We start from the raw sequence: 25,530 nt of genomic DNA, 5'->3' as shown, positions 1-25,530 counted from the left end.
GCCCGAGGCCGGGGTCCCGCCCGTGGCGGGACCCCGGCCGGGCGGTCAGGCCAGCGCCCCGGCGACCACCGTGGCCGCCGCGGCGATCAGCGGCTCGTCGGCGACCCCCGACGGGTCCTGATGGGTGGTCAGCACCACGACGCTCACCGGCCCCCGGCCGGGCGGCCAGGCCACCCCCGCGTCGTTGGCCGTCCCGTAGGAGCCGGTGCCGGTCTTCTCCGCCACCCGCCAGTCCGCCGGCAGCCCGGCCCGCAGGCGGTTGCCCCCGGTGGTGTTGCCGAGCAGCCAGGCCGTCAGGCGCTCGCGGTCGGCGCGCTCCAGCGCCCGCCCGGTGACCAGCTTCGCGTTGGTCCGGGCCAGCGCGCGCGGGCTGGTGGTGTCGGTGACCCGGCCCGGCTCCGCCGAGTTGAGGGCCGGCTCCCAGCGGTCCAGCCGGGTCACCCCGTCGCCGAGCGAGCGGCAGAACCGGGTGACGGCCTCCGGGCCGCCGAGCTCGCGCAGCAGCAGATTGGCGGCGGCGTTGTCGCTGTACCGGATCGCCGCGTCGCAGAGCTGCTCCACCGTCATCCCGGCGGCGACGTTCTCCGGCAGGCCGGTGACCGGCGCGTAGCCGGAGTCGGCGCACTCCTCCGCCGTGTAGCGGAGCCGGCGGTCCAGGCCGCCGAGGTCCCGCAGCACGGCGGCGACGGCGAGGGTCTTGAAGGTGGAGCAGAGCGGGAACAGCTCGTCGGCCCGGTACCGGACGGTCCGGCCCGAGTCGGCGGCGTGCGCGTACACGCCCAGGCGGGCGCCGTGCCGCCGCTCCAACTCCCGCAGCCGGTCGGCCACCCCGCTGCTCCGGGCGTCGGCCGTCCCGGTCGGGAGCAGTACGGCCGCCGCCGTGACGGCGCCCCCCGCGATCAGCCGGCGGCGGCTCGGGCCCTGACGTGTGCTGTGCATGTCCATGCTTGCCAGGACGCCGATCGGGCCCGAACCGTTCCCCGGGCCGGTGACGTCGCGTCAGCGGCGCTGTCGGCGGGGGCGGATAGCGTACGGGCATGAGTTCTTCGCTGAGCGTGTACCTGCTCGACCTCGATGCCACCCACAAGCTCGTCGGCTCCGGCGACGAGCAGCTGCTGACGGTGGTCCGCGACCGCTTCGGCGACGACCTGGCCTCGTCCGACGACTGGTTCTCCTCGGAGATCGCGCAGGGGGCGCCGACCGCCTTCGAGGCCCTGACGGCGGTGGTGCACGGCGGACCGTACCCCGCGCCGGCGCAGTACGCGTTCCAGTACGGGTACGCCTACAAGCGGCTGTGCTCGCTCACCGGGAGCTTCCTCGACAACTCCTCCTTCTCGCCGTTCCGGGGCTCCTGGCTGGAGGTGGTGGACGAGGGCCTGCGGGCCCTGCGGATCACCGCCGTCTCGGTGGCCGAGCTCGGGTACTACGACGGGCTGCCGGCGGGCGTGCCGCACTACGAGCTGCCGCGCTGCGGCGAGTGGACGCACGAGCAGTGCCTGGCGGCGCTGGAGCAGTTCGAGCAGACCAAGCGGGACGACCACGCCCCGCCGCTGGAGCCGGAGGTGGTCGAGGCGGTGATGGACGTGCTCGGCTGGCTGCGCCACGCCCAGCAGCGCCCCGGCTTCGGCATCGTGGGCTTCGTCTCCTGACCCCCGGGCGGGGTGGCACGGCACGGCCCGGAGCGGCGACGTCCTGATCTCGTCACAGGTGGGCGGTCGTCCACGGAGGACCGGGGCCGGTGCTCCTAGGGTGGGGCGCATGAGCCTTCCTTTCGCCGATGTGGCCGCCGCGAGCAGCGCCTGGGTCTGGGACCCGCCGGACGCCGAGCGGGTGGGGACCGGGGAGTACCGGCTGGTCCGGCTGCCGGAGTACTACGCCTTCGACCTCTCGGTGGTGTCGTTCACGCCGGAGCGGCCGTTGGCCGAGGCGGTCGACGTGGTGCTGGAGCGGGCCCGGGAGTTCGGGGTGCCGGCGCTGGACTGGCAGGTGCTGATCGGTCATCCGGCCGGTCTGGCCGAGGAGTTGGCCGCGCGCGGGGCCGGGGTGAAGCTGGTCCTGGAGGTGGTGGCGGCCGACCTGGGCGCGGGGTGGTCCGAGCCGGCCACACCGGAGGTGGCGGTGGAGTCCCGCTGGGCGACCGACGTGGCCACCGCGCGGGACGGGATCGCGGTGTCGCTGACCGGCTTCGGCGGCGAACTGCCGCCCGAGGAGCGGATCGTGGCGGCGGCGGCCCGGAGCGCGCGGACGCTCGCGGCGGGCGAGGGCGGCATGCTGGTCGGGTACGTCGACGGAGTGCCGGTCGGGTACGCCGGTCTCGAACTCGTCGACGGCGTGGCCCGGTTGACGGGCGGCGTGGTGGTGCCGGAGTGGCGCGGCAAGGGCGTCTACCGGGCGCTGCTGACGGCCCGGCTGGTGTACGCGAGGGAGCACGGGGCGCGGATGGCGCTGGTGAAGGCGAACGTCGACACCTCCGGGCCGATCCTGCGGAAGGCCGGCTTCACCGGCTACGGCCAGGAGCCGGTCTACGCCGTGCCGTTGACCTGACCTGACCGACGGTCGCGGTCCCGGACCTGCGCCCGGACGCTCCGTCAACCCCGTCCTGCCGGCCCGTAGCGCAGGCAGTGGCTCGGCGTGCACAGGTGGGAGCCGCTCTTGATCACCCGGGACCGGGTCGGCCCGGCTGACGTGCCGTCGGCCGACGGTACCGCCGGCCCGGAGCCGGAGCCGGAGCCGGAGCCGGGAGCCCGTAGTGCGCGGCGGGCGGCCGGTCCTGGGTGCCAGGCCGCCCAAGGGCCGGCGGTTCACTCCCGGACGCCGCCCGCGCCTGCGGCGGAGCCGTGTGGTGTGTCGGCCGGCGCCGTCAGGGAGACGGCCGTAGGTGCCCGTCGGGGAGCAGGGCCAGTACCTCGCGGACCACTACCTCCGGTTCGGTCAGCGGCACGTAGTGGCCGGACGCGGCGGCCACCACGTGGCGGCCGGCCGGGGCGAGGGCGGCCCGGTGGGCGTGCGCGGCGTTGGCGGCGGCGCGCACGGTGCGGTCCATGCCGTCACCGGGCAGGCCGCCGGAGACCACCGTGACCGGGACGGCACCGGTGTCCGGAGGGGTGTCCCGCCAGTGCGCCAACTCGTCCAGGTAGGTGCGGGCCTGACGGCGTTGGGTGCGCAGCACGCCGGTGGTGAAGCCCTCCCGGGCCATGTCCCGGCGGGCGTCCTCGGGGAGCAGCGCGAGCTGGTGGCGGAAGAGCGGTCGCAGTAGGCCGAGGGCGGCGAGGGCCAGGCCGAGGCCGAGGGCGATCCGCTCGGCATGCCGGAAGCGGCTGCCGAAGAGCAGGTCGGCCGCCTCGTCGGTGGGGTCGACCAGGACCAGCCCGGCGATCCGCCCCGGGCGCTGAGCGGCGGCCAGCCGGACCAGCGGGCCGCCCGCACTGTGGCCGACCAGCACGTACGGGCCGGGGCCGAAGTGGTCCAGCAGGGCGCCGAGGTCCTCGGCCATCCGGGCCAGGGTGCGCCCGGCCGGGTCGGCGGGGCTGCGGCCGAGCCCGGAGCGGTCGTAGACCACGGCCCGGGCCCGGGCCGCCACGGCGGGCTGGACCAGCGCCCAGGAGGACCGGCCGGCACCTGCCCCGGCCTCGAAGACCACGGTCGGGACGGTCGGGGACGAGGGCACGGGCCCGGGCAGCACCATCGCGTGCAGCCGCCGGCCGTCCGGCAGCGGGACCCACTCGGTGCTGCCCTGGAGGTGGTTCGGCGCGTCGTTCACCGGGCGGTCTCCAGGGTGAAGAGGTTCATCCGGTACGCGTTGACGGTGGGCGGGGCCAGCCGGGCCAGCACGGGAAGGCCGTACCGGTGCCGCCAGGGCCACCCCCGGCCGACCTCGGGCTGCGGGGTGGCGAAGGTTCGGGTCTCGTCCAGCCGGATGCCCCAGTCCTCCAGCGCCCGCGGGTCGTCGCAGGTCCAGGTCATCCGGGCGTCGACGGCGCGGAAGACCGGATTGCGGTCCTGACGGCTCATCAGGGCGTGCCCGCAGGTGTCGAAGCTCAGCGCGGAGCCGGGGAAGCGCGCGCCGAGGGCCTGCACGGCCGATCGGACCTGGGCGGGCTCGAAGTAGAGGAGGACGGCCTCGCTGAGGAAGAAGTACGGCCCGCCGGTCTCCGCGACCCGTTCGTGCCAGTCGGTGTCCAGTACGGAGGCGGCCAGCGTGGTGGTCCGCTCGGAGTCGGCGAGGAACTTCGCGCGCAGTTCGACGGTGTCCGGCAGGTCCAGGTCGAACCAGCGGGCCCGGCCGTTGTCCAGGCGGCGCGAGCGGGTGCTCAGGCCCGCGCCGAGTTCGACCACCGTGCCGTCCGGGTGGGCGGTGAGGAAGCGGCGGACCCAGCCGTCGAAGATCGCGCTGCGCAGCACCGAGCCGCCGAGCGAAGGCCCGCGGAACTTCGCGAAGTCGTAGTCGATCCGGGCGACCATCGCGCGCGCTGCGTCGTCACCGAGGACCGGGCGGCGGGCCGCGGCGTCGAGGGCGCGGCCGTAGAGCGGGATGAGCAGGGTCTCCTGGACCGTGCCGAGCCGTACGGACTCCTTGGTCATGCGATCACCGTCTCCCTGTCGGGTGGTCAGTTCCCTGGTGAGGGCGGGCACTCCGGCCGGGGAGGTGGCCGAAGTGCCCGCCGGTGCGGCGCGTCCGGGTCAGGGACGGTGGAAGCCGACCTCCGGGAAGGCGGCCGTCGGGCCGTTCAGCAGTGGTGCGGGCGTGCCGCGCAGGTGCTGGTCGAAGAAGGCGCCCAGGTAGGAGCGGACGATCTGCTCGGAGCGGGCGCCGGCCAGCGGGGTCTCCGGGTGGGTGTAGCCGGAGGCGTCGCCGAGCACCGGCCAGTCGGTGAAGCCCGGGTGGCCGAGGCCGGTGACCACCAGCCAGCGCTTCCAGCCGTTCAGGCGCTGCCAGGCCTCGTCCCAGGACGGGTCCTCGAAGTCCGGCGGCAGCAGGGTCGGGTCACCCGAGAACATCAGCAGCGGCCGGCCGCCGAGACCGCCCACCGGGACGGGGGTGAAGAAGGTGCCGTCCAGGTTCGCCCCGGCGTCCACCCGGGGGTCGGCCGCCATCACGGCCGAGGCCGCGTTGCCGCCGATCGAGTGGCCGGCCGCGCCGATCCGGCTCCGGTCGATCAGCCAGGAGTACCGCCAGTCCGGACGCGGTCCGGTCAGCCGGTCCAGCACGAAGGAGAGGTCGAGCGCCCGGCCGTCCGAGACCCGCTTCAACTCACCGGTGGGGAAGACCTGTTCGCACGCCTTGCAGCCGAGCAGCCGCCCGCCCGGGAAGAGCGTGCCGTCCGACTCGTAGGCGTGGTCCACGGCGGCCACCACGTACCCCCGGCTGGCCAGGTCCTCGGCCAGGCCGGTCAGTGAGGCGCGCGGCATGGTGAAGCCGGGGGAGAGCAGGACCAGCGGGTAGCGCCCGAGGGCGGGGCGGGGAAGGGCGTCGGTGCGGGCATGGGTGCGGGTGGCCGCGACGCGCTCCGGCGTGGTGTGGTCGGCGAGCTGGCCCCGGTCGGTGAGCAGCGCCGTGGCCTCGGGGACGGCGAGGTAGGGGGTGGGGGTGCCGGTGCGGGCGATCGCCGGGTAGTAGAGGGAGAGCAGCAGCTCGCGGTCCTCGGTGGGCACCCAGGGGTCCTTGCGGCCGTGGTCGGTGAGCGCGAGGGTGTCCCGGCCGACGGCGAACGCGCCGGTGGGCGCCGGGAGTTCGATCCGGCGGGGGCCCTCGGTGGCGGCGGTGGCCGGTGCCGCGAGGGCGGTCGGGACGGCCAGGGCGGTGGCGAAGGCGACCGTCACCACAGCACGGATGATCTTCTTCATTCCGGCATCATATGCAGATAAGGTAAGGCTTGCCTAACTTCGCAGCTCGGGGCCTGTCGCCGTGGCCGATGCGGCACTTGACGGTGGGTCAGGTGTGGCGAAACGGAGTGGAGCGGCAGTGGCGTGCCCTGCCAGGATCGCCGGATGGGTGTACTGGACGCGGTGGCGGCGAGGGTGGCCGGTGGGGCCTCGGTGGAGTTCCGGCCGAGCGGGGATTCGATGGTGCCGTTGATCCGGAGTCGGCAGTCGGTGACCGTCGCCCCGGTCGACCCGGCGAGACTGGAGGTCGGCGACGTCGTGCCGGCCCGGGTGGCCGGCACCGTGTACCTGCACCTGGTGTCCGCCGTGGACGGGCCCCGCAGGCGCGTGCAGATCAGCAACAACCGTGGCCGGGTGAACGGTTGGACCGGCCACGACCGGGTCTTCGGGATCTGCGTCGCGGTGGACGGTGTGCCCCGCCCCGGTGCGGCGGCCAAGGTGGTGGCCGCCGCACCGGACCGATCTTCGGTCAGGCGCCCTCGGCCGCCGCAGTGGGGCCACCGCCTTCCGGGGTCGGCCGGGAGACGACGGAACGGATCTCACCATCGGTCGCATCGAGGAGCTCGACAGGCTGGTCTTCCGCGTTCGCCACCTCGATGACTGCGGCTGCTGCGGCGCGGTCGGCGCTGCGGGCGGCCAGGTGGGCCTTCACCCGCTCACGCAGGCTGAGGAGTCCGTCGGTCAGCCCGATCACCGCTCCGGCGATTTCGAAGATGGTGAGCGGATCCAGGGCCCGGACCGTACGGACCCTGCCGACGGTGATGGCGGGGTCCTCCTCCAGGACTTTCTGGATGAGGGCCTGCAGGTCGGCGTCCTCGCCGGTGAGGCTGATCTCGAGTTCGATGTCGGTCATCGTCGGTCGTTCCTTCTCGTCGGTTCCACCAGGTCGGGCAGCCCCAGGTAGGAGAAGGCTGCCCAGTCGTCGATGGCGTGGGTGAGTCGCATCGCCCGTTGGGTCGTTGCCACGGCCTGCTGGGGGCTCGAACCTGCTCGGATCGCCGTGTGCAGGTGATGCATGAACACGCGGGCCGAGTCGTCGAACACCGTCCACCTGCTGCCGACCACACCCCGCGCACCCATGCGTAGGAGGGCTCCGGTCAGGCCGATGCAGTCACCGCTGAGGTGCCAGGAGGTGAGTGCGGACTGACAGGCCGACAGAACGACTACCGGAGACCGGGGCAGGGACCGGCCCGCGAGCTCACCTGCCTCGAGCACCAGCGGACGCCCATCGCCGGCCGCGCCGAAATGGAGGGCTGACCTGCTCTCGTCGCTCGGGTCGAACGAGCCGTGGCAGGCGAAGTGCAGGAGTGCGTACGAGTCCGCCGAGATGGTGTCCAGCAGGTTGCCCTTCTGCCGGATCTCCTGATCGAGCAGATCAGCCCGGTCTCCCCACATTGCCGTGATCTCTTCGGACTCGACGGAGGATTCGGGGAGATCGGAACCTCGGTAGCCTGAGACCAGCACGCGGCCCGGGCCCGGCATGGTGGTGCGCCGACGTGCCATCGCGGCGGCCGAACGGAGCGACGGGATCAGGAAGACCTCGAACTCCTCTCCGAACGGAATGCCGTCGAACTCCAGCGCTTCGAAGGGGATCTGGCTCAAAGTACCCGGGGCTGAGATCGCGACGCGGTGCACGCCCGAGTCCCTCAGCAGGGGCACCAGGCCTTTGAGGAGAATCGGCGACGCCTTGGCGCAGTACGTGGCCATCCGCCGGCTGCGGAATCGGGCCGCGTGCGCCAGATCGCCGATGGAAGAGCCCTCGAACAGCGCTGTGACATCCACCGGCCACTGTGCGCCCTTGACCTGCCAACGGTCACCGACCGGGACGGCGACGACCACACTCGCCGTATTGGAGGCGAACACGAAGGAGCAGAAGGCGGTGTCCGACGGCCAGCCCGAGTCCGTCAGGTCCCGGAGCGCGGCCTCGGTGAGGGGAGCGGGCCGCTGCTCCGACGTGTTCGTGGCTCGAAAGCCACTGAATCGCGGCGGCTCGGGCGGGTTTGTCAGCAGGTCCGTCAAGATCCTGGTGAGGGATGCCTTGGCGAACTGCCGCTTGGCCTCGTGGGAGGGCGTTCCGTGCCGGAGGACGACCAGGGCCCGTGCCTCCTCGACGGCTTCCATCGCGGTCAGCGGGCTCCCGAGCCGGACGTTCAGCCGGGCCAGTTCGTCGAAGTACCGGTGGTAGTGGCGGACGGTGGGGATCAGCAGGCTGTCCGGTGTGGTCCGGAGCTCGGTCGATGCGAGGTCCGCAGCTTGGCGCAGTGCCTCCTCGGCCGCCAAGTCATGCCCGTCCGCCTCGAGTTGGATCGCCGCCCGGTGTAACCAGATGCACCGGTCATGGTTGGGGAGCGTCGCCCAGTCCGTCCTGCTGTAGTCGATCTCCCAGCGGCCCGGCGGGGGGCCGTCGGGGGCGAAGAGGCGCAGCTGGCCCAGGGCGCTGGTGCGCGACTCCGTGATGTCGGCGCGCAGGGGCTCGGAGATCGCTGGCTCCGCCAGGGCCAGGTCGAAGTACCGGACCGCCCCGCGCAACCGGTCGGGACCGGTGGTCGGCTTGCGGGTGATGTCGCCCAGGAGGTAGTTGATCCGTGCGATCTCCACGGACTGGACCTCGGGAGGGAGGGAACGGTCCGCGCCGATGGAGGTCAACGCGTGTCCGGCTAGGCGAAGCGATCGTGTTCGGATCTCCTCCGGGTCCTCGGTCGGGACAGCGACGTGGGCGTTGTTGAGGAGGCTGAAGCCGGCGGCCGCCGCGTTCTGCGCGACCATTCCCAGGGCGCTCAGGTCCGTGGGCGCGTCCACCCCTTCGGACAACCCGGCGAGGGTGTGGAAGGCGAGCAGCCCCGCGTGGACGACCCCGGTGCGCCGGTAGAACTGATGGAGCAGGATGCCTTCGAGGTTGCGTAGACGCCAGATGTCGCAGTCGTAGTGGTTCCAGGTGGCGAGGCGTCCGGCGAAGAGCGCGGCGGGCACGAGTTGCCGGATCGCGTCGGGGGACGGCTCCGTTGACAACAGTGCTCGTAGCTCCTGGCTCAGGGTCTTCTCGTCGGCGCCCGCGTTGAGTCCCCATGCGCGTGATTCCAACGGCCGCGCGTCCCGCAGGTCCAGGACGGCCCGGGGCAGGTCGGTGTGCGGCTGCGCCGACAACTGGGTGGCACGCTCCGATGCGCACTTCGGGCACGTGGGTGTGAAGAAGAACCTCGTGGTGAGGGTCCCGTACTGGTGGTTGCAGTCGTCGCAGGACAACTGGACGCGGAAGACGAAGAGTGTCGGCTCCAGGGCGGCGGTGCCGCAGCTGGGGCATCGCGTCGGCCGGTGGAGTGCGTCAGGAACCGCGCCGTGGGCGGGATTCGACCGCAGGTACATCCCGCAGCCGTCGCAGTGGAAGTAGACCTGGGCGTCGAAGGACAGTGCGGGAAGCACGTCCTGGGCGAGATGCTGACGAGGCAGTAGATCGTAGAACGGACCACCCTGCAACCTGTCCGCTCCTTCGGTGAGAAGGGACCGACCGGATCGTCGCGACCGGTATGGGCCGAGCGGGGCATCGGCTCGGCCTCGACCAACCTACACACGGCGGGCGTTGGTGGAGGGGCTTTCGGGTAGGTTCGCCCGGCCCGTTGGTACCGGTGCGTCAGGCGGCGTCGGCCCGGCTCGGCACCGGCGCGGCCGCCCGGGCCCGGCGGGAGGTGTGCCAGAGGGAGTAGAGGCTGCCGACGCAGAGCAGGGCGATCACGGCGGCGGAGATCAGGAAGGCGGGGGAGCCGGGCTCGGAGGCGGTGGCGCCGGCGATGACGTAGGCGGCGGTGGCGGGGAGGGAGCCGAGGGCGGTGGCGGCGGTGAAGGGGAGGGTGCGGACGCCGGAGAAGGCGGCGCCGTAGTTGGCGGCCTGGAAGGGGACGCCGGGGATCAGGCGGAGCAGCAGGACGGAGCGGAAGCCGCGTTCGGTGAGGTGGCGGTCCAGGGTGGTGAGCACCCGGCCGCGCAGCAGCGGGCGGACGGCGTCCCGGCCGAGGGTGCGGCCGAGGGTGAAGGCGAGCAGTGCGCCGAGGGTGGTGGCGGCGAGGGCGACCGGGATGCCCAGGGCCACGCCGAGGAAGAGGCCGGCCGCGGCGTTCAGGGCGGGCTTGGGCACGAAGGCGACCGTGGCGAGGGCGTAGACCACCAGGAAGAGCGGGGTGGGGATGCCGCGCTCCAGCAGCTCGGTCGGGCTCCAGAGCAGCAGCGAGCCGGCGCCGGCCGCGAGCACGGCGAGCAGAGCGCCGAGCCGCAGCCACGGGGAGCGCAGCCGGGGGGAGCGGGCCATACGTGCGAGGGCGGTCACCCGGTGAGCCTAACCCGCTCCGGGGCGAGTCCGGGGCGAGGGTGCCGCGGCCCTGCCGCCGGGCCGGAGCGGGTGGTCCACCGGCGGCGCCTACCCGGCGGGGAGGGCGGCCGGGAGGGCGTCGAGCAGGCGGGAGAGCTCGGCCTCGGTGTTGTAGTAGTGGACGGAGGCCCGGACCACCGAGGGCAGGCCGCGCGACCCGAGGTCCCACTGGGCACTGGTGGCGTGGGAGACCGAGACGTTGACCTCCCGGGAGCGGAGCAGCTCGGCCAGATCGGCGGGCTCGTGGCCGTCCACGGTGAAGCTGACGATGCCGGACAGCCGCAGGCCCCGGTCGTGGACGTGGACGCCGGGCAGCGAACGCAGCCCGTCGCGGAGCCGGGCGGCCAGCGCGGTGACGCGGGCCTCGACGGCGTCGAGGCCGAGGTCGAGGGCGGTGTCCACCGCCACGCCGAGGCCGATCTTGCCGGCGTAGAAGGTCTCCCAAGTCTCGAAGCGGCGGGCGTCGGGGCGGACCCGGTAGCTGTCCGGGCCGGTCCAGGTGGCCGAGTGCAGGTCGAGGAAGGGCGGCTCCAGACGCTCCGTCAGCCGGCGGGAGGCGTACAGGAAGCCCGTCCCGCGCGGTCCCCGGAGGAACTTGCGGCCGGTCGCGGTGAGCAGGTCGCAGCCGATCTCGGCGACGTCCACCGGGAGCTGGCCGACCGACTGGCAGGCGTCCAGCAGATAGGTGACGCCGGCCTCCCGGGCCACCTTGCCGATCTCGGCGGCCGGGTTGACCAGTCCGCTCTGGGTGGGCACGTGGGTGACCGCGATCAGGCGGACCCGCTCGTCCAGCATCGAGCGCAGCGCCTCCACCGAGAGCTGCCCGTGCTCGTCGTCCGGCACGGTCTCCACGCTCACCCCGTACCGCCGGGCGGTCTGCAGGTAGGCGATCGCGTTGGAGGCGTACTCGGAGCGGGCGGTCAGGATGCGGTCGCCGGGCTCGAACCGCAGGCCGTAGAAGGCCATGTCCCAGGCCCGGGTGGCGTTCTCGATCACGGCGATCTCGTCGCGGTCGGCGCCCACCAGGCGGGCCAGCGCGTCGTAGACGTGCTCGATCCCCTCCTGGGCGGCCGCCGCCGCCTCGTAGCCGCCGATGGTGGCCTCCAGTTCGAGGTGGGAGGTGACGGCCGCCAGGGTCTGACGGGACATCAGGGCGGCCCCGGCGTTGTTGAGGTGGGCCCGGTGGGCGCAGCCGGGGGTGTCGCGGCGGAGCGTCTCGATGTCCATGTCCGTACGGCCTCTCCGGTGGGTGACATCAGGCGGGCGTGCCGCCACCACGATCGCAGGTCCGGAGCGCCGGGGGGAGTCCGGATGGAGTCAGTGCGGTGGGCGGACGGGTGAAAGGCCCCGGTGGGCCGAGCCGGTGACCTATGGTCAGCTCTTCCACGGTCCGGCTGCTCCGTTGGGGCGGGGGCGTGCGCCTGCCGCGCGCCGGGCGGGGGTGGCGCGGGGTGGCGGTGGAGGAGGGAGCGGAGAGGTCACGGGTGCGGCGGTCATCTCTTCGGGTGGTGGGTGATTTGTGCCGAATTCTCCCTCGGGCGGAGAGTGGCGGCCGTCCCCCCGAAGCAGCCCGTCCCGGGCTGCCCGACCTGCCAGACCTTCCCGAGAGCGAGGCGATCCGCATGTCCGTGCCACCCGTCCCCTTCGCACCGGGGAGACTCCCCGGACTCGGCCACGCCCCGGCCCTGCTCCGTGACCCGCTCGGCTTCCTCGGCTCGCTCGCCCGGGTCGGCGAGGTGGTGCGGATCGGCCTCGGACCGCGCACCGTGCACGTGGTGACCAGCCCGGCCCTGGTGCACACCCTGCTCGCCCCGCTGGCCAAGTCCTGTCCGCGCGGCGCCGTGCAGCAGACCCTCAGGGACGCCTTCGGCGACGGACTGCTGATGAGCGAGGGCACCGCGCACCGGGACCGCCGCCGCTCGCTCCAGCCCGCCTTCACCGCCGAGCGGGTGGCCGGGTACCTCCCGCTGGTGGAGCGGCTGGCCCGGGAGCGGATCGGCCGCTGGCAGCCGGGCCGCCCGGTCGACGTGGCCCGGGAGATGAACCACCTCGCCCTGGAGATCGTCACCGGCACCCTGTTCGGCGCCCGGCTGCGCCCCGTGCACACCGAGGCGTTCCACCGCGCGCTGCCGGAGCTGGTGAAGGGTCAGATCCTGCAGTCGCTCTGGCCCCACCCCTCCCTGGCCCGGCTCCCGCTCCCGGTCAACCGCCGGTTCGCCGCCGCCGTCCGGGTGCTCAACCGGGTGGTGGACCAGGCCGTCCGCACCCCCGGCCTGGAGGAGGCCGGCCCGCTGCTGGCCCTGCTGCGCACCGTCACCGACCCGGCCACCGGCCGGCCGCTGGCCGAGCACGCCGTCCGGGCCGAGGCGATCACCATGTTCGGGGCCGGCACCGAGACCGTCTCCACCACCCTCACCTGGCTCTGCCAGGAGCTGCTCGACCACCCCGGGGTGCACCGCGAGCTGCTCGCCGAACTCGACCGGGAGCTCGGCCCGGACGAGGAGCTGACCGTCGAGGCGATCGAACGGCTGCCCTACCTGCGCCGCGTCCTGCGCGAGGTGCTGCGGCTGCACGCCCCGAACGCCTTCCTGATGCGCACCGCCGCCGCCCCCGTCCGGCTCGGCCCCTACGCCGTCCCGGCCGGGGCCGAACTGCTGTACAGCCTCACCGCCCTGCACCGCGACCCGGCCCGGTACACCGACCCGCTGCTCTTCGACCCGGACCGGCCGCTCCCCACCGAGCGGCACGCCTTCCTCCCGTTCGGCGCCGGCAAGCACCGCTGCATCGGCGAGGCGTTCGCCTGGATGGAGCTCGCGGTGGTCGCCGTCACCCTGCTGCGCAGCTGGCGGCTGCGGCCGGTGGCCGGGGCCGCCCCGCGCGAGGTGGTGTGGACGACCGTGCAGGCCCACGGGGTCCGCCTGAAGCCCGAGCGGCTGACGGTCCGTCCGGCCCGGGGCCGGACGGCCACGCCGGTGCCCGCCCCGGCGGCGGAGAAGGCGGCCTTCGAGGAACCGGCCCAGGCCACGTCCCCGGCGGGATACCGGTGAACTCCGCGCTGGACGCCCGGCAGCACGAGGACCTGCGGCACCAGGACTGGCTGCTCATGCACGGCCTGCTGCGCCGCCACGGCCTGGAGCGCTACCGGGCCTACGGACTCCCGGAGTTGATCGACCTCAGCTACCCGGCCGCGCCGGCGCCCGAGCGGCGGCTGCTGCTGGACGTGCTCGGCTGGTTCACCCTGCTGGACGACCACTTCGACGGCCCGATCGGCCGGCACCCGTCCAGCGCCGCCGAGTTCACCGCCCGGCTGGTCGGTGTCACCCGGACCGCCGGCCGCCCCGGCGGCCCGCTGGTGCCCCCGGCCGACCGGGGGGACGCCCTGCTCGGGGCCTGGGCCGAGCTCTGGCACCGGCAGTGCCTGGGGCGCAGCGCGCGCTGGCGCCGCCGGGCGGCCCGGGACTGGGCGGACTGCCTGCGCACCTTCGTCACCGAGACCGAGCACCGCAGCCGGGGCACCCTGCCGGGCGGCCTGTCGGCGGTGCTGCTGCGCCGGCACGCCAGCTGCCTCTACCCGTTCATGAACCTGCTGGAGCGGGTGGCCGGCCGCGAGCTGCCGCGCCGGCTCTGCCTGCGGGCCGACTGGCGCCGGCTGCGCGCGCACACCGCCGACGCCGCGACGCTGATCAACGACCTGTTCTCGCTGGAGCGGGAGGAGACCCAGGGCAGCGGGTTCAACACCGTCACCCTGCTGCGCCGGGAGTTCGGCCTCAGCCGGGAGCTGGCCCGCCGGGTGGTGGCGGACCGGACGGCGGGGCTGCGGGCCGAGAGCGAGCTGCTGCGCTGCGGCCTGGCGCTCCGTCACCCGGGTGCCCGCTGGTACCTGGAGGGGACCAGGCAGCTGGTGGACGGTGTCTACGCCTGGACGAGCGCCAGCCGCCGCTACCGTCACCAGGTCTGACGGGTGCGGCGCCGCGCCGTGGTGCTCACATGCACGGTGCGGCGCCGCCGGCGGGGCGTCAGCGGAGCGGGCCGAACAGCCAGTTCCCCGGGGTGTCCGGTTCCTCGCTGGTGTAGTACTCCTCGACGGCGTGGCAGACCTGGTTGAGGCTGATCGCGCCGTCGCCGTCGGTGTCCAGCATGGTGAAGGCCACCTCCAGCTTCTCCTGCCGCAGGCCGAGGGTGCGGCCGTACATGGTGATGAACTGCTCGCGGTTCAGCCAGCCGTCGTCATCGGTGTCGCAGAGCTCCAGCCAGGCCCGGAGCATGGTGTTCATCCGGCCGAGGAAGCCGGACCGGTCGGTGGCGACCGCCTTGCGGACGCCGGCCCGCCACTCCTCCCGGTCGATGGAGCCCTTGTGGGCGGTGTCCATCGGGATGAGGTCGATGTCCCAGAGCGCGGCGAAGGCGCCCTCCAGGCGGGCCACCACGCTGAGCGAGTGGCTGTCGAAGGCGGAGCTGAGCCGCGAGGCCAGTGAGATCAGGTCCTCTTCGCGGATGTGCCCGTCCTGGTCGGTGTCGAGCATGTCGAACGAACGGTCGAGCTTCTGGTCGAGCACGGTGCGCGTGGTCATTCGGGTTCCCCTCCCCGGCCCCTCCGGGCCGTCGGTCGCCCGGGACCTACCCCGGCGGTGGGGGCCGAGTCTCACTCCATGGAGTGGTTTGACGGATCGTCAGACTGGTTCTGTTCGAGGGGACTCGTGGACCGCAGGGATTTGAGCAGGGCGATGTCGGCGGCGTGCCGAGCGCCCTCCACCCGGTCCGGGTCGTGGCGCCCGTCCGGGGTCTCGATCACGAACGGGACGCCCTCGGTGGCGGGGTGGGCGAGCAGGGCCGCGAAGGCGGCCGAGCCGATGTGTCCGGCGCCGATGTTCTGGTGGCGGTCCTTCCGGGCGCCGACCACGTCCATCGAGTCGTTGGCGTGCACCAGGCGCAGGCGGCCGGGGCCGGCCGCGGCGGTGAGCGCGTCCAGGGTCTTCGTGACGCCCTCGGGGTCGGCCAGGTCGTGCCCGGCGGCGAAGGCGTGGCAGGTGTCCAGGCAGACCCCGACCAGGGGGTGGTGGTCCAGGGCCTCGACGTAGGCGGCCAGGTCCTCCATCCGGGAGCAGAGCGAGCTGCCCTGTCCGGCGGTGGGCTCCAGCAGCAGCCGGGGCGCGTCCTCGCCGAGGGCGTCCAGCTCGTCCAGCAGCGGCCGGACGTCCTCGCGCACCTGGCGCATGGCCGCCGCGTACCGGGAGCCGCCGTCGGCCGACCGCCCGACGGCGGAGCCGGTGTGCACCACCACGCCGAGGGCACCGATCCGGTGGCCCCGGCTCAGTGAGTGGCGCAGGGAGTCGGCCGAGCGCTCCCGGGTCGCGGTGCTGTCCGAGCCGAAGTTGATCAGGTAGGGCGCGTGCACGTAGGCCGGGATGCCGGACTCCGCGCACGCCGCCCGGAACTGCTCGTCACGGGCCGGGTCGCCCTCGGGCGTGGCCCAGCCGCGCGGGTTGGCGACGAAGACCTGAACGGCTTCGGCGCCGACCCGTTCCGCGTACGCCAGCCCGGTGCCGACCAGCCCGCGACCGGCCACCGGTACGTGGGCGCCGATGGGGTTGCGGGGGACGGTGCGGGCGGGCGGGGCGGCGTGGTTCATGGCCCCGAGAGTAGCCGGGCCGCCGTCCGGATCGACGGCCGGTGCTCAGGGGGCGGGACGGTGTGGGGGCGGGGGTGGGGCGAGGGTCTGGATCAGACCTCGAAGCTCGCGGCCCAGGTGGCGAACGCGGCCCAAGCGGCGGTACCGAACTCCAGGTGCGGACCCTGCGGGTCCTTGGAGTCGCGGACCGGGACGAGGCCGTGCGCAGCGGAGAGGTTGAGGGCCGGCTGCACGCAGTTGCCGCCGGACGCCCCGCTGTAGCTCGACGACTGCCAGTCAGCTCGGTTCAGCTCGCTGTTCGTCAGCATGGTGTTGGTGCTCCTTAGCTACCTTTTCAACGAGGTTCAGCGACGCCTCCGGCGACAGTGCGTCTGCCCGGGCGAGGTCGTAGGAGAGTCTCAACTCCCTCACCCGGTCCGGGTTTTCGACCAGGACACCGGTGTGCGGCGCTTCGACGTACCCCGTGTCGGGGGTGCCGTCGGTGAAGGACATTAGCGTCATCGAACCTTCCAGCAACGCATGCGCCCCACGAGACGTCTCCAGTACCTGGATCACCACCATTCTTGACCGGACCAGGGTAAGGAGCTTCGCCAACTGATCGGCCATCGTGTCAAAACCTCCCACCGGTCGGCGAATGGCATTTTCCGAAAGAAGCCACCACAACAGCGGACGCGTTGGACCGGTGAGCAGTTGTTGTCGTCCGAGGCGCGCGGCGACCTTCTCTTCGATCAGTTCCGGTCGGGCCAAGGGCAATCCGGCTTCGAATACTGCACGCATGTACGGCTCGGTCTGACCGAGTCCGGGGATCAGGTCGCCGCCGTACTCCAGCATCTGGCAGGCCCGGGGTTCGAGTTCGGCGTAGGACTTGAAGAAGCTCGGGAACTGGCCCCGGGTCACGTGCGGCCAGAGCTTCGAGAAGATGCCGGCCGCGTCGAGGGTGGCGTCCACCCGTTCGGCGAACTCCCGGGTGGGGGTGCGGCGGCCGGTCTCGATCTGGCCGATCAGCGAGCCGGTGTAGCCGAGCAGGTCGCCCAGGCCCTCCTGGCTGAGCCTGGCCTTGGTGCGGTGGTCGCGCAGCTCCGAACCGAAGAGCGCCAGCATGGATTCGGACGGGTCGAGCTCACGCGGGCTGGGCATCTGTGGACGTTCCCCCGGTCTGTCGGATCAGTTGTTGGACCGTCACCCCTGGCCTCGGTAGCTCTCCGTGTCGATCCTGTTACCAAGCTAGTCGATCGACTTCACGGTCGGCAGGACAACGAGGCAGTGCGCGACAACGGAGGTCGGCGATGGGTGAGTTGACGGAGCGGGTGGCCGAGCGGGTGCAGGTCCGGGGGGAGTACGGCAGCCGCCGCGACTTCGACCGGGCCGAGTACGTCTCGGGCGCCGCACTGTCCTTCGGCGAGTGCGGGTGTCCGATGCCGGACTGCCCGATCCGGGCGGGCGACGGCGAGCGCCTGCGGCTGGACCGCCGGCTTCCCTAGGGGCTGCCTCCTCGGGCCGCGAGCCCTTGTGCCGGCTCCCGCGAGCGGTGATCATCGGCGGATGGACGACGAACCGAGAGAACTGCCCGCAGCGCTGGCCGCGTTGCACGAGGCGGCCGACCGCGCCGGGTTCACCATGTCGTGCGAGGCGCGCACCGGGGCCCTGCTCGCGGCGCTGGCCGCGGCCCGCCCCGGCGGGCGGCTGCTGGAGCTCGGCACCGGGGTCGGGGAAGGCACCGCCTGGCTGCTGGAGGGCATGGACGAGAAGGCGTCGCTGGTGACGGTGGAGCTGGACGGAGCGCTCCAGGCGGTGGCCCGCGGGCAGTTCGCTGAGGACGGCCGGGTGTCCTTCGTGACGGCCGACGGCGGTGCCTGGCTGACGGACTACCGGGGGCCGCTGTTCGACCTGGTCTTCGCGGACACCTGGCCCGGCAAGTTCACCCACCTCGACCGGGCCCTGGCGCTGGTCGCGCCGGGCGGCTGCTACCTGATCGACGACCTGCTGCCGCAGGCGGGCTGGCCGGACGGGCACCAGCGGGCGGTGGACGCGCTGCTCGCGGAGCTGGCGGCGCGTCCCGACTTCCGCTCCGTCCGGCTCGACTGGGCGAGCGGACTGCTGCTCGCGGTCCGCCGCTGACCCGGCCGTCGACCTGCCGCTGACCCGGCGTCAGCGGCCGGCCACCCCGGTCGCCCCCGATGGGGCGGCCCCTCAGACGTCGGCCCCTCCCGGCTGCATCCGGGAGGGGCCGACCCGCGTTCGGTGGGCTCAGTGTGCCCGGGCGTCCTCGGGTACGGCGCCCGCGACCGCCTGCCCGGGCCGGCGGTCCTGCCGCAGCGCGCCGGCGCCGAGCACCATGGCGGCGGTGAGCGCGGTGACCACGGTGAAGGAGACGGTCAACGAGGTGGCCTGGGCGATCCCGCCGACGATCGCCGGGGCGACCAGGCCCGAGGTGTAGGTGATGGTGGCGACGCCCGCGATCGACCGGCTCGGGTCGCCGCCGCTGCGTCCGGCCGCCGCGAAGGCGAGCGGGACGACCACCGCGATGCCGATGCCGATCAGCGCGAAGCCCGGGATGGCCGCCGCCGCCGAGTCGGTGGCGATCACCAGCAGGCCGCCGGCGGTGGCCAGCGAGCCGCCGAGCCGGACCGCGCGGACCGCGCCGAGGCGCTGTACGGCCAGGTCGCCGAGCAGCCGGGCCACCGTCATGGTCGCGGCGAAGGCGGAGTAGCAGGCGGCGGCCACGCTCGGCGAGGCGCCGGCCACGTCGCGCAGGTAGACACCGCTCCAGTCCATCGAGGCCCCCTCGGCGAAGACCGCGCAGAAGCCGACCAGGCCGATCGCCAGCGCCGAGCGCGGCGGCAGGGCGAAGCGCGGCGGCGCCTCGGCCTCCGGCTCGGGCCGGACGTCCAGCAGCCCGCCGCAGACCGCGTACCCGGCCAGTGCCAGCACCCCTGCGGTGAGGGCCAGTTGGAGGCGGGCGTCGAACTGCTGGTGGGCCGCGAGCACGCCGAAGCCGGAGGCCAGCAGCCCGCCCGCGCTCCACATGCCGTGCAGGCCGGACATGATGGAGCGTCCGTACCGCTGCTCCACCTCCACGCCCTGGGCGTTCATTGCCACGTCCGACATCCCGGAGGTGGCGCCGTAGACCAGCAGGGCCAGGGTGAGCAGCGGCAGGTTCCCGGCCAGGGCGGGCAGCGCCAGCGAGAGGCACCAGAGCACCAGCAGCCACCGGACGGCGGCCAGCGCGCCGTAGCGGTGCACGATCCGGCCGGCCAGCGGCATCGCCAGCGAGGCGCCGACCGCCGGGGCGACCAGGGCCAGGCCGAGCTGACCGGGGCTCAGGCCGAGGTGCTGCTGGAGCCAGGGGATCCGGGTGACGAAGCTGCCGGCGACGGCGCCGTGCACGGCGAAGACCAGGGCTATCCGGATCCTGGCTCGGCGGACCTGCTGACTGGACTCCACGGTCTCCATGCTCTCCATGGTGGGACTTCCCCCTTCGGGCGGACGGATCGACGGCCGGGCACGGCGGTCCGCCCCGGCTTCCCCCGGCCCGCCCCCGGCCGGGGGGAGCCTGGCGGGGACGGGGCGGCAGGAGCCGGTGGCGGACCGCTCCGCCCGGTGGGCGGAACGGTGCCGGCAGGGCGATAAGCTATCAGGCAGGGACCCTGATAGATAGCTCTGGAAGGATGCCTTCCCATGACCATCGCGCGCACGGCCACGCCGAGCACCGCCCGCGCCATCAACGACCGTCTGGCGCTCGACCTGCTGCTGGCCCAAGGGCCGCTCACCGCCACCGAGTTGCGCGGCCTCACCGGCCTGTCCAGGCCGACCGTCGCCGATCTGCTGGAGCGGCTCCAGCGCGCCGGCCTGGTCACCGTGGTCGGCGAGAGCGGCGAGCAGCGGCGCGGGCCGAACGCCCGCCTCTACGCCCTGGTCGCCGACCGGGCCCACCTGGCCGGGATCGACGTCCGGGCCACCGGGGTCTCGCTGGTGGTGGCCGATCTGACGGGCCGTACGGTGGCCACCGCCGAGGTGCCGGCCGGGCCCGAGCACGGCGAGGACCTGACCGGCCGCAGCCTGCGCGCGCTGGCCGAGGCGTGCGCCGGGGCCGGGGTCCGGCGGCTGCACACCGTCGCGGTCGGCGCCCCCGGGGTGGTCGACCCGGCCACCGGGGAGCTGCACAACTCCGGGCAGCTGCCGCGCTGGCACGCCGAGTTGCTCGCCGGGCTGCGGGCCGAGCCGGAGACCGAGGTGCTGCTGGAGAACGAGGTCAACCTGGCCGGGATCGCCGAGCACCGGATCGGCGCGGCCCAGGGGCGGGAGGACTTCGTGCTGTTCTGGCTGGGCCACGGCACCGGCGCCTCGGTGGTGCTCGGCGGTCGGCTGCGCCGGGGTGCCTCCGGCGGCACCGGGGAGATCGGCTTCCTGCCGGTGCCGGGCACTGGCGGCCTGCCGACGGCCGACGGCTGCGACGGCGGTTTCGACTCCATGGTGAGCAGCCGCGCGGTCTGCGAGCTGGCCCGGGAACACGGCCTTGCGGTGCCGCCCGGCGGCCCGGTCGAGCAGGCCGAGGGGGTGCTACGGGCCGCGATCGAGACGGGCGAGAGCGCCTTCCTGGCGGAGCTGGCCGAGCGGATCGCGGTCGGGGTGGCGGCGGTCTGCGTGGTGCTCGACCCGGGCTGCGTGGTGCTCGGCGGGGAGCTCGGCCGGGCCGGCGGAGCGGAGCTGGCCGCCCTGGTGGAGCGCCGGTTGGCCGGGCTCTGCCCGTTCAACACCGAGGTGCGGGCGGGGACGGCGGGCGGCGGTGCGGTGCTCGCGGGTGCGGTGCTGACGGCCGGTGACGCGGTCCGGCGGGACTTCTTCGGCGAGCCCTGAGCGGTCCGGGCCCTGAGTGGTCCGGGCCCTGAGTGGTTCGAATCCCGGGCGGTCCGGGCTTCGAGTGGTCCGGGCCCTGGGTGGGTCGGGGTGGCCTGCCGTGGTCGGGGCAGTGGCCGGCGCAGCGGGCGGGCCGGGGCCGGGTCCCTGACCCCGGGTCAGGCGGCGGGGGAGCGCAGCGCGGGCATCCCGAGGGCGACGGCCGCGAGCAGGCCGGCCAGCACCACGACCGTCACCAGCACCCCGCCCAGCACCCGGCGGGCCGAGCGCGGCTCGGGCTCCGGCGGGGCGACGTTGCTCTGGTAGCGCTCCGCCTCGGCTATGAAGGCGAACGGGACGGGCTCGGGTGCCATGCTGTGCTGCTCCTGCGGGTCGGTGCGCTCGGTGGACTCTGCTGTCCGTTCTGTCCAGTTTACGGCCGGTAAAACCCTGACCTGCCGTTACCTGACGCCGCGCCGGATGCGGCAGGATGAGCCGGGTACAGCCCCCCTCGCCCCAGGAGCCCCGCATGGCCGACCGGCCGGTCCACCCCTACCGCATCGGCGAGGCCGCCTCGCTGCTCGGCGTCAGCACCGACACGGTGCGCCGCTGGGTGGACGCCGGGCGGCTGGCCGCCGAGCGCGACGAGCACGGCCACCGGATCATCGGCGGCGCCGAACTGGCGGCCTTCGCCCGGGAGTTGGCCAAGCCGGAGAACGCCGAGAAGGAGGGCCGGCCGTCCTCCGCGCGGAACCGCTTCCCCGGCATCGTGACGGACGTGCTGCTCGGTGACGTGGCCGCCCAGGTGGAGATCCAGGCCGGGCCGTTCCGGGTGGTCTCGCTGATCAGCCGGGAGTCGGCCGAGGAGCTCCGGCTGGTGCCCGGGGCCCGGGCCACCGCCGTGATCAAGTCCACCAACGTCGTGGTGGAGCGCGGCTGATGGCCGGCCCGCGCCCCCGGGTGCTCGCGGTCGCCCACCGCGGCGACCCGTACCGCCACCGGGAGAACACCCTGCCCTCGGTCGAGTCGGCCTTCGCCGCCGGGGCCGACGCGGTGGAGGTGGACGTTCAGCTCACCCGGGACGGCGTCCCGGTACTGCTGCACGACCTGACGCTGCGCCGGCTCTGGGACGACCAGCGCGCGGTCGGCTCGCTCACCCTGGCCCGGCTGGAGGAGGAGGTGGGCCGGCCCGGCCTGCGGGTGCCGACGCTGGCCGAGGCGCTGAAGACCGCCGCCGCCCACCCGGAGGCCAGGCTGCTGCTCGACCTGGACGAGCCGGGGCCGGCCGCCGCCGCGCACGCGGTGGTCCGCGAGCTCGGCGCCGGGCACGCGGTCGGCTGGTGCGGCCCGGCCGGTGCGATGCTGGCCGTCCGCTCGCTGGACCCGGACGCCGAGCTGGCGCTGACCTGGAAGCTCCCGCAGCAGCCGCCCGCCGCCCTGCTGACGGACCTGCGCCCGCGCTACCTCAATCCGCCGTTCGGCCTGCTGGACGACGCCTTCGTCCGGGCGGCGGCCGACAGCGGACTGGCCGTCAGCACCTGGACCGCCGACCGCCGCCGCACCATGACCCGGCTGCTCGCCCTGGGAGTGGCCTCCGTGACCAGCAACCGCATCGGGCTGCTACGCCGGGTCGTGGACGGCACCCGGTAGCGCACCGGCCGCCACGGAGGACGCCTGCCCCCGAACCGCCTCACCAAACCGGACATTCCGTCAGATCCTGTGATCAGATGGACGGATCGGATGAGCGTGCTGGACCGACCCGGACCGGACGGGTGATCCGGCACGGGTGACGGGAGGCGGCGGCATGGCAGTGGAGCCCGGCACCGAGGCGCAGGGGCCGCCCGAGGACCACCGGCCGCCGTACCTGATGCTCCCGCCGACTGTCCGGTCGGCCGCTGCCTGGTCGGTGGCGGTGGTGCTGTTCATCACCGTCGCCACCCTGGTGGTCTACGCCCTGGTTGCGCTGCGCGCCGCCACCATCCCGGTGATCCTCTCGCTGCTCGCCACCGCGCTGCTCTACCCCGTGATGCCCTGGCTGGTCCGACGCGGCGTCAAGCGCGGCCTGGCCGCCGCCCTCACCTGCGCGGTGCTGGTGCTGGCGGTCGCGGCGGTGCTCACCCTGCTCACCAACTCCCTGGTGCACAGCGCCCCGCAGATCGCCTCCTCGCTGCGCGAGACCGGCCAGCGGATCGCCGACTGGCTCGGCCCCACCGGCGAGAAGATCCAGTCCGGCATCTCCTCGGCGGCCGGCACCGGGTCCACCGTGGTGGGGCAGCTGGCCAACGGCGTGCTCTCCGGCATCGGCGTGCTCACCCAGCTGGTCACCGGCGGGGTGCTGGCCCTGGCCCTGGTCTTCTTCTTCCTCCGGGACGGGCACCGCACCCCGGACGCGGTGCGCGGCCTGCTGCCGGAGCGTCAGGCCGCGCTGGTGATCTCCTGCGGGCAGCAGGCGTTCAGCGCGATGGCCGGCTTCATGCGGGGCACCACCCTGATCGCCCTGATCGACGCCACCTTCATCACCATCGGCCTGCTGATCCTCGGCGTCCCCGGCGCCCCGGGCCTGGGCGCCCTGGTCTTCATGGGCGCCTACATCCCGTTCGTCGGCGCCTTCCTCTCCGGCACGGTGGCCGTGCTGGTCGCGCTCGCCGACGGCGGCCTGGGCACCGCGATCTGGACCCTGGGCGTGGTGCTCGCGGTCCAGATGATCGAGGGCAACGTGCTCCAGCCGATCATCCAGAGCCGCACCGTCGAGCTGCACCCGGCCACCATCATGATCGCCGTGGTGGCCGGCTCCGGGATCGCCGGCATCCTCGGCGCCCTGCTCGCCGTGCCGGTCTGCGCCGCCGGGCTCGGCATCGTGTCGGTGCTCCGGGGCTCCGCGGGCCGGCCCCACCGGGGCGCTAAGGTCGCATCCGTAGACTGACGGCCGATCAGGAGTGGGTACCCCGTGGAGTTCCGGACCGACACCCTGCTGGGTGCACCGTACGAGGCGGCCGAGCTGCCGTTGACCGCCGACGCGGAGGGCCCGGTCAGCGCGACCCTGGTCCGGCGCCTGGTCCCCGGCTCCCGGCGGGCGGTGCTGTACGTGCACGGGTACGTCGACTACTTCTTCCAGACCCACCTGGCCGACCACTTCGCCGAGCTCGGGTACTCCTTCTACGCCCTCGACCTGCGCAAGTACGGCCGCTCGCTGCGCCCGCACCAGTCACCGAACTTCATCACCGACCTGGCCGCCTACGACGAGGAGCTGGACGAGGCGGTCCGGGTCATCCGCACGCTCGACGGCCACGACCGGCTGCTGGTCAACGGGCACTCCACCGGTGGCCTGATCACCGCCCTGTGGGCCTCCCGCCGGGCCGGGCGGGGCCTGGTGGACGGGCTGTTCCTGAACAGCCCCTTCCTCTCCATGCCGGCCGCCCCCGCCGTCCGCACCCTGGGTGCCCCGCTGATCGACGCGGTCGGCCGGGCCGCCGCCACCCGCAAACTGCCCAGTGCGCTCAACCCGCACTACGTGCACAGCCTGCACCGCGACCACCGGGGCAGCTGGGAGTTCGACCTCACCCTCAAGCCCGCCGAGGGCTTCCCGCTCTACGCCGGCTGGCTGGCCGCCATCCAGCGCGGCCACCGGGCCGTCCGGGCCGGCCTCCAGGTGGACTGCCCCGTCCTGCTGATGGCCTCCACCGCCTCCATCACCACCTCCCGCTGGGACCCCCGGCTGCACCGCAGCGACGCCGTGCTGCGCGCCGACGACATCGCCTCGCTGGCGCCCAGGCTCGGACGGCACGTCACCACCGTGCGGATCCCGGACGGCATGCACGACCTGGTGCTCTCCGGCGAGGCGGCCCGCGCCCGGGTGTTCGCCGAGCTGGACCGCTGGCTGACCGCCTACCTGCCGCAGCTGCCGGTGGAGGCGTGAGCCCGGTGGCACCGCAGGACCGTCCGGCCGTGGCGCCGGAGGACCGGCTGCCGGTCGAGCGGGTCACCGACCTCGGCCGGGCCAAGCTGATGCCGGACCTGGACCACGACGCGGGCTGGCTGCTCACCCTGGACGGCACCCCGCAGTCGTACGTCGACCTGGCCGACCCCGGGCACCTGGAGTTCGAGTACACCCGGCGGATCGCCCACCTGCTGGACGTGATCGCCCCGGCCGGGCAGCCGCTGACCGCCCTGCACCTGGGCGGCGGGGCGCTCACCCTGCCGCGCTACCTGGCCGCCACCCGGCCCGGCTCGGTGCAGCGGGTGGTGGAGGTGGACGGCCTGCTGGTGGAGCTGATCGGCAGTCAGCTGCCCTGGCCGTCCGGCATCGAGGTCACCGTCGGCGATGCCCGGGAGGCCCTGACCGCCGCACCGGCCGGCGGTGCGGAGGTGGTGGTGGCCGACGTCTTCCACGGCTCCCGCACCCCCGCGCGGCTCACCTCGGTGGAGTTCGTCCGGCTGGCGGCCGCCGCGCTCGCCCCCGGCGGCTGCTACGCGGCCAACCTCGCCGACGGCCCGCCGCTGGCCTTCGCCAAGGCCCAGGCGGCCACCCTGCGCGCGGTCTTCCCGCACGTCTGCCTGGCCGCCGAACCCGCGGTACTGCGCGGCCGGCGCTACGGGAACGTGCTGCTGCTCGGCTCCGACCGTCCGCTCCCCGAGGCCGAGCTGACCCGCCGTCTGGCCGCCGACGTCTTCCCGGCCCGGCTCTGCCCGGAGGAGGAGACGGCGAAGCTGGCCGGCCGCACCGCCCCGGTCACCGACGCCGAGGCCACCGACTCCCCGCCGCCGCCGGAGGGTGCCTTCAGCGTGGGCTGACCCCGGCGCGAGGTGGGATGCTCCCGGCAAG

At 74.0% G+C, this 25,530-nt stretch carries 26 protein-coding genes; 12 read left to right on the top strand and 14 right to left on the bottom strand.

The window, feature by feature from the left end; genetic code table 11:
- Window positions 1–45 precede the first annotated feature (45 nt).
- The gene (gene bla / locus ACIRBX_RS02775) at window positions 46–939 is read right to left on the bottom strand and encodes a class A beta-lactamase (RefSeq protein ID WP_402293337.1); all 894 of its coding nucleotides are present in this window, start codon (window positions 937–939) and stop codon (window positions 46–48) included.
- A 98-nt stretch (window positions 940–1,037) separates the two neighbouring features.
- On the opposite strand from bla, the gene ACIRBX_RS02770 reads away from it, so the two are divergent.
- Both ACIRBX_RS02770 and ACIRBX_RS02765 read left to right on the top strand, forming a co-directional pair.
- Entirely contained in the window at window positions 1,038–1,649 is a 612-nt protein-coding gene (locus ACIRBX_RS02770; RefSeq protein ID WP_402293336.1) for a hypothetical protein, read from the top strand.
- 109 nt (window positions 1,650–1,758) lie between these two features.
- Complete coding sequence (locus ACIRBX_RS02765; protein WP_402293335.1) at window positions 1,759–2,544, top strand: GNAT family N-acetyltransferase; 786 nt, start codon at window positions 1,759–1,761, stop codon at window positions 2,542–2,544.
- Between the two features lie 316 nt (window positions 2,545–2,860).
- Here the strand turns inward: ACIRBX_RS02765 and ACIRBX_RS02760 are convergent, their stop codons facing one another.
- The 7 genes from ACIRBX_RS02760 to ACIRBX_RS02730 all read right to left on the bottom strand — a co-directional run bounded on the left by ACIRBX_RS02760 (window position 2,861) and on the right by ACIRBX_RS02730 (window position 11,470).
- The gene (locus ACIRBX_RS02760; RefSeq protein WP_402293334.1) at window positions 2,861–3,760 is read right to left on the bottom strand and encodes an alpha/beta fold hydrolase; all 900 of its coding nucleotides are present in this window, start codon (window positions 3,758–3,760) and stop codon (window positions 2,861–2,863) included.
- Complete coding sequence (locus ACIRBX_RS02755) at window positions 3,757–4,581, bottom strand: class I SAM-dependent methyltransferase (RefSeq protein ID WP_402293333.1); 825 nt, start codon at window positions 4,579–4,581, stop codon at window positions 3,757–3,759. Before ACIRBX_RS02755 ends, ACIRBX_RS02760 begins: the two co-directional genes overlap by 4 nt.
- A gap of 99 nt (window positions 4,582–4,680) precedes the next feature.
- Window positions 4,681–5,844, bottom strand: a complete 1,164-nt coding sequence (locus ACIRBX_RS02750) for an alpha/beta hydrolase family protein (protein ID WP_402293332.1) — start codon at window positions 5,842–5,844, stop codon at window positions 4,681–4,683.
- A 508-nt stretch (window positions 5,845–6,352) separates the two neighbouring features.
- On the bottom strand, window positions 6,353–6,736 hold the full coding sequence (locus tag ACIRBX_RS02745) for a hypothetical protein (RefSeq protein WP_402293331.1): 384 nt from the start codon (window positions 6,734–6,736) through the stop codon (window positions 6,353–6,355).
- Window positions 6,733–9,357, bottom strand: coding sequence for a CHAT domain-containing protein (locus ACIRBX_RS02740; RefSeq protein WP_402293330.1), 2,625 nt, complete (start codon window positions 9,355–9,357; stop codon window positions 6,733–6,735). Before ACIRBX_RS02740 ends, ACIRBX_RS02745 begins: the two co-directional genes overlap by 4 nt.
- Window positions 9,358–9,511: 154 nt before the next feature.
- Window positions 9,512–10,201: a TVP38/TMEM64 family protein gene (locus ACIRBX_RS02735; RefSeq protein WP_402293329.1), complete on the bottom strand. Its 690-nt coding sequence runs from the start codon at window positions 10,199–10,201 to the stop codon at window positions 9,512–9,514.
- Window positions 10,202–10,291: 90 nt separating this feature from the next.
- On the bottom strand, window positions 10,292–11,470 hold the full coding sequence (locus tag ACIRBX_RS02730; RefSeq protein WP_402293328.1) for an aminotransferase class V-fold PLP-dependent enzyme: 1,179 nt from the start codon (window positions 11,468–11,470) through the stop codon (window positions 10,292–10,294).
- A gap of 395 nt (window positions 11,471–11,865) precedes the next feature.
- Here ACIRBX_RS02730 and ACIRBX_RS02725 point away from each other — a divergent pair, with 395 nt between their 5' ends.
- Together ACIRBX_RS02725 and ACIRBX_RS02720 are read left to right on the top strand one after the other, a co-directional pair.
- Window positions 11,866–13,290: a cytochrome P450 gene (locus ACIRBX_RS02725; RefSeq protein ID WP_402293327.1), complete on the top strand. Its 1,425-nt coding sequence runs from the start codon at window positions 11,866–11,868 to the stop codon at window positions 13,288–13,290.
- Window positions 13,287–14,201 carry a hypothetical protein gene (locus ACIRBX_RS02720; RefSeq protein WP_402293326.1) on the top strand — a complete coding sequence of 305 codons (915 nt, stop codon included), beginning with the start codon at window positions 13,287–13,289 and terminating at the stop codon, window positions 14,199–14,201. Before ACIRBX_RS02725 ends, ACIRBX_RS02720 begins: the two co-directional genes overlap by 4 nt.
- 58 nt (window positions 14,202–14,259) lie before the next feature.
- Here the strand turns inward: ACIRBX_RS02720 and ACIRBX_RS02715 are convergent, their stop codons facing one another.
- The 4 genes from ACIRBX_RS02715 to ACIRBX_RS02700 all read right to left on the bottom strand — a co-directional run bounded on the left by ACIRBX_RS02715 (window position 14,260) and on the right by ACIRBX_RS02700 (window position 17,009).
- Window positions 14,260–14,814, bottom strand: coding sequence for an EF-hand domain-containing protein (locus ACIRBX_RS02715; protein ID WP_402293325.1), 555 nt, complete (start codon window positions 14,812–14,814; stop codon window positions 14,260–14,262).
- A gap of 71 nt (window positions 14,815–14,885) precedes the next feature.
- Window positions 14,886–15,872, bottom strand: a complete 987-nt coding sequence (locus ACIRBX_RS02710; protein ID WP_402293324.1) for a deoxyribonuclease IV — start codon at window positions 15,870–15,872, stop codon at window positions 14,886–14,888.
- 92 nt (window positions 15,873–15,964) lie between these two features.
- Entirely contained in the window at window positions 15,965–16,180 is a 216-nt protein-coding gene (locus tag ACIRBX_RS02705) for a DUF397 domain-containing protein (RefSeq protein ID WP_402293323.1), read from the bottom strand.
- Complete coding sequence (locus ACIRBX_RS02700; RefSeq protein WP_402293322.1) at window positions 16,149–17,009, bottom strand: Scr1 family TA system antitoxin-like transcriptional regulator; 861 nt, start codon at window positions 17,007–17,009, stop codon at window positions 16,149–16,151. Before ACIRBX_RS02700 ends, ACIRBX_RS02705 begins: the two co-directional genes overlap by 32 nt.
- Before the next feature lie 149 nt (window positions 17,010–17,158).
- Here ACIRBX_RS02700 and ACIRBX_RS02695 point away from each other — a divergent pair, with 149 nt between their 5' ends.
- On the top strand, window positions 17,159–17,353 hold the full coding sequence (locus ACIRBX_RS02695; protein WP_402293321.1) for a hypothetical protein: 195 nt from the start codon (window positions 17,159–17,161) through the stop codon (window positions 17,351–17,353).
- Between the two features lie 61 nt (window positions 17,354–17,414).
- Window positions 17,415–17,990, top strand: a complete 576-nt coding sequence (locus tag ACIRBX_RS02690) for an O-methyltransferase (protein WP_402293320.1) — start codon at window positions 17,415–17,417, stop codon at window positions 17,988–17,990.
- A gap of 129 nt (window positions 17,991–18,119) precedes the next feature.
- On the opposite strand, the gene ACIRBX_RS02685 is transcribed toward ACIRBX_RS02690, so the two are convergent.
- Window positions 18,120–19,325: an MFS transporter gene (locus ACIRBX_RS02685; protein WP_402293319.1), complete on the bottom strand. Its 1,206-nt coding sequence runs from the start codon at window positions 19,323–19,325 to the stop codon at window positions 18,120–18,122.
- A 225-nt stretch (window positions 19,326–19,550) separates the two neighbouring features.
- Here ACIRBX_RS02685 and ACIRBX_RS02680 point away from each other — a divergent pair, with 225 nt between their 5' ends.
- Window positions 19,551–20,729 carry an ROK family transcriptional regulator gene (locus ACIRBX_RS02680; protein WP_402293318.1) on the top strand — a complete coding sequence of 393 codons (1,179 nt, stop codon included), beginning with the start codon at window positions 19,551–19,553 and terminating at the stop codon, window positions 20,727–20,729.
- 158 nt (window positions 20,730–20,887) lie between these two features.
- Here ACIRBX_RS02680 and ACIRBX_RS02675 read toward each other — a convergent pair whose 3' ends face one another.
- Window positions 20,888–21,082 carry a hypothetical protein gene (locus ACIRBX_RS02675; RefSeq protein ID WP_402293317.1) on the bottom strand — a complete coding sequence of 65 codons (195 nt, stop codon included), beginning with the start codon at window positions 21,080–21,082 and terminating at the stop codon, window positions 20,888–20,890.
- A 155-nt stretch (window positions 21,083–21,237) separates the two neighbouring features.
- Here ACIRBX_RS02675 and ACIRBX_RS02670 point away from each other — a divergent pair, with 155 nt between their 5' ends.
- The 5 genes from ACIRBX_RS02670 (at window position 21,238) to ACIRBX_RS02650 (ending at window position 25,499) form a co-directional block, all read left to right on the top strand.
- A complete protein-coding gene (locus ACIRBX_RS02670) occupies window positions 21,238–21,648 on the top strand; it encodes a molybdopterin-binding protein (RefSeq protein WP_402293316.1) in 411 nt (136 codons plus the stop codon).
- The gene (locus ACIRBX_RS02665) at window positions 21,648–22,358 is read left to right on the top strand and encodes a glycerophosphodiester phosphodiesterase (RefSeq protein ID WP_402293315.1); all 711 of its coding nucleotides are present in this window, start codon (window positions 21,648–21,650) and stop codon (window positions 22,356–22,358) included. The genes ACIRBX_RS02670 and ACIRBX_RS02665 overlap by 1 nt, the downstream gene beginning before the upstream one ends.
- A gap of 154 nt (window positions 22,359–22,512) precedes the next feature.
- On the top strand, window positions 22,513–23,631 hold the full coding sequence (locus tag ACIRBX_RS02660; RefSeq protein ID WP_402293314.1) for an AI-2E family transporter: 1,119 nt from the start codon (window positions 22,513–22,515) through the stop codon (window positions 23,629–23,631).
- Between the two features lie 24 nt (window positions 23,632–23,655).
- Window positions 23,656–24,624: an alpha/beta hydrolase gene (locus tag ACIRBX_RS02655; protein WP_402293313.1), complete on the top strand. Its 969-nt coding sequence runs from the start codon at window positions 23,656–23,658 to the stop codon at window positions 24,622–24,624.
- An 89-nt stretch (window positions 24,625–24,713) separates the two neighbouring features.
- Complete coding sequence (locus ACIRBX_RS02650; protein ID WP_402293884.1) at window positions 24,714–25,499, top strand: spermidine synthase; 786 nt, start codon at window positions 24,714–24,716, stop codon at window positions 25,497–25,499.
- The last annotated feature ends 31 nt before the right edge of the window (window positions 25,500–25,530 follow it).

Source organism: Kitasatospora sp. NPDC096147 (assembly GCF_044763225.1).
Lineage (GTDB): Bacteria > Actinomycetota > Actinomycetes > Streptomycetales > Streptomycetaceae > Kitasatospora.
This window is presented reverse-complemented; position numbering and strand designations above follow the sequence as displayed.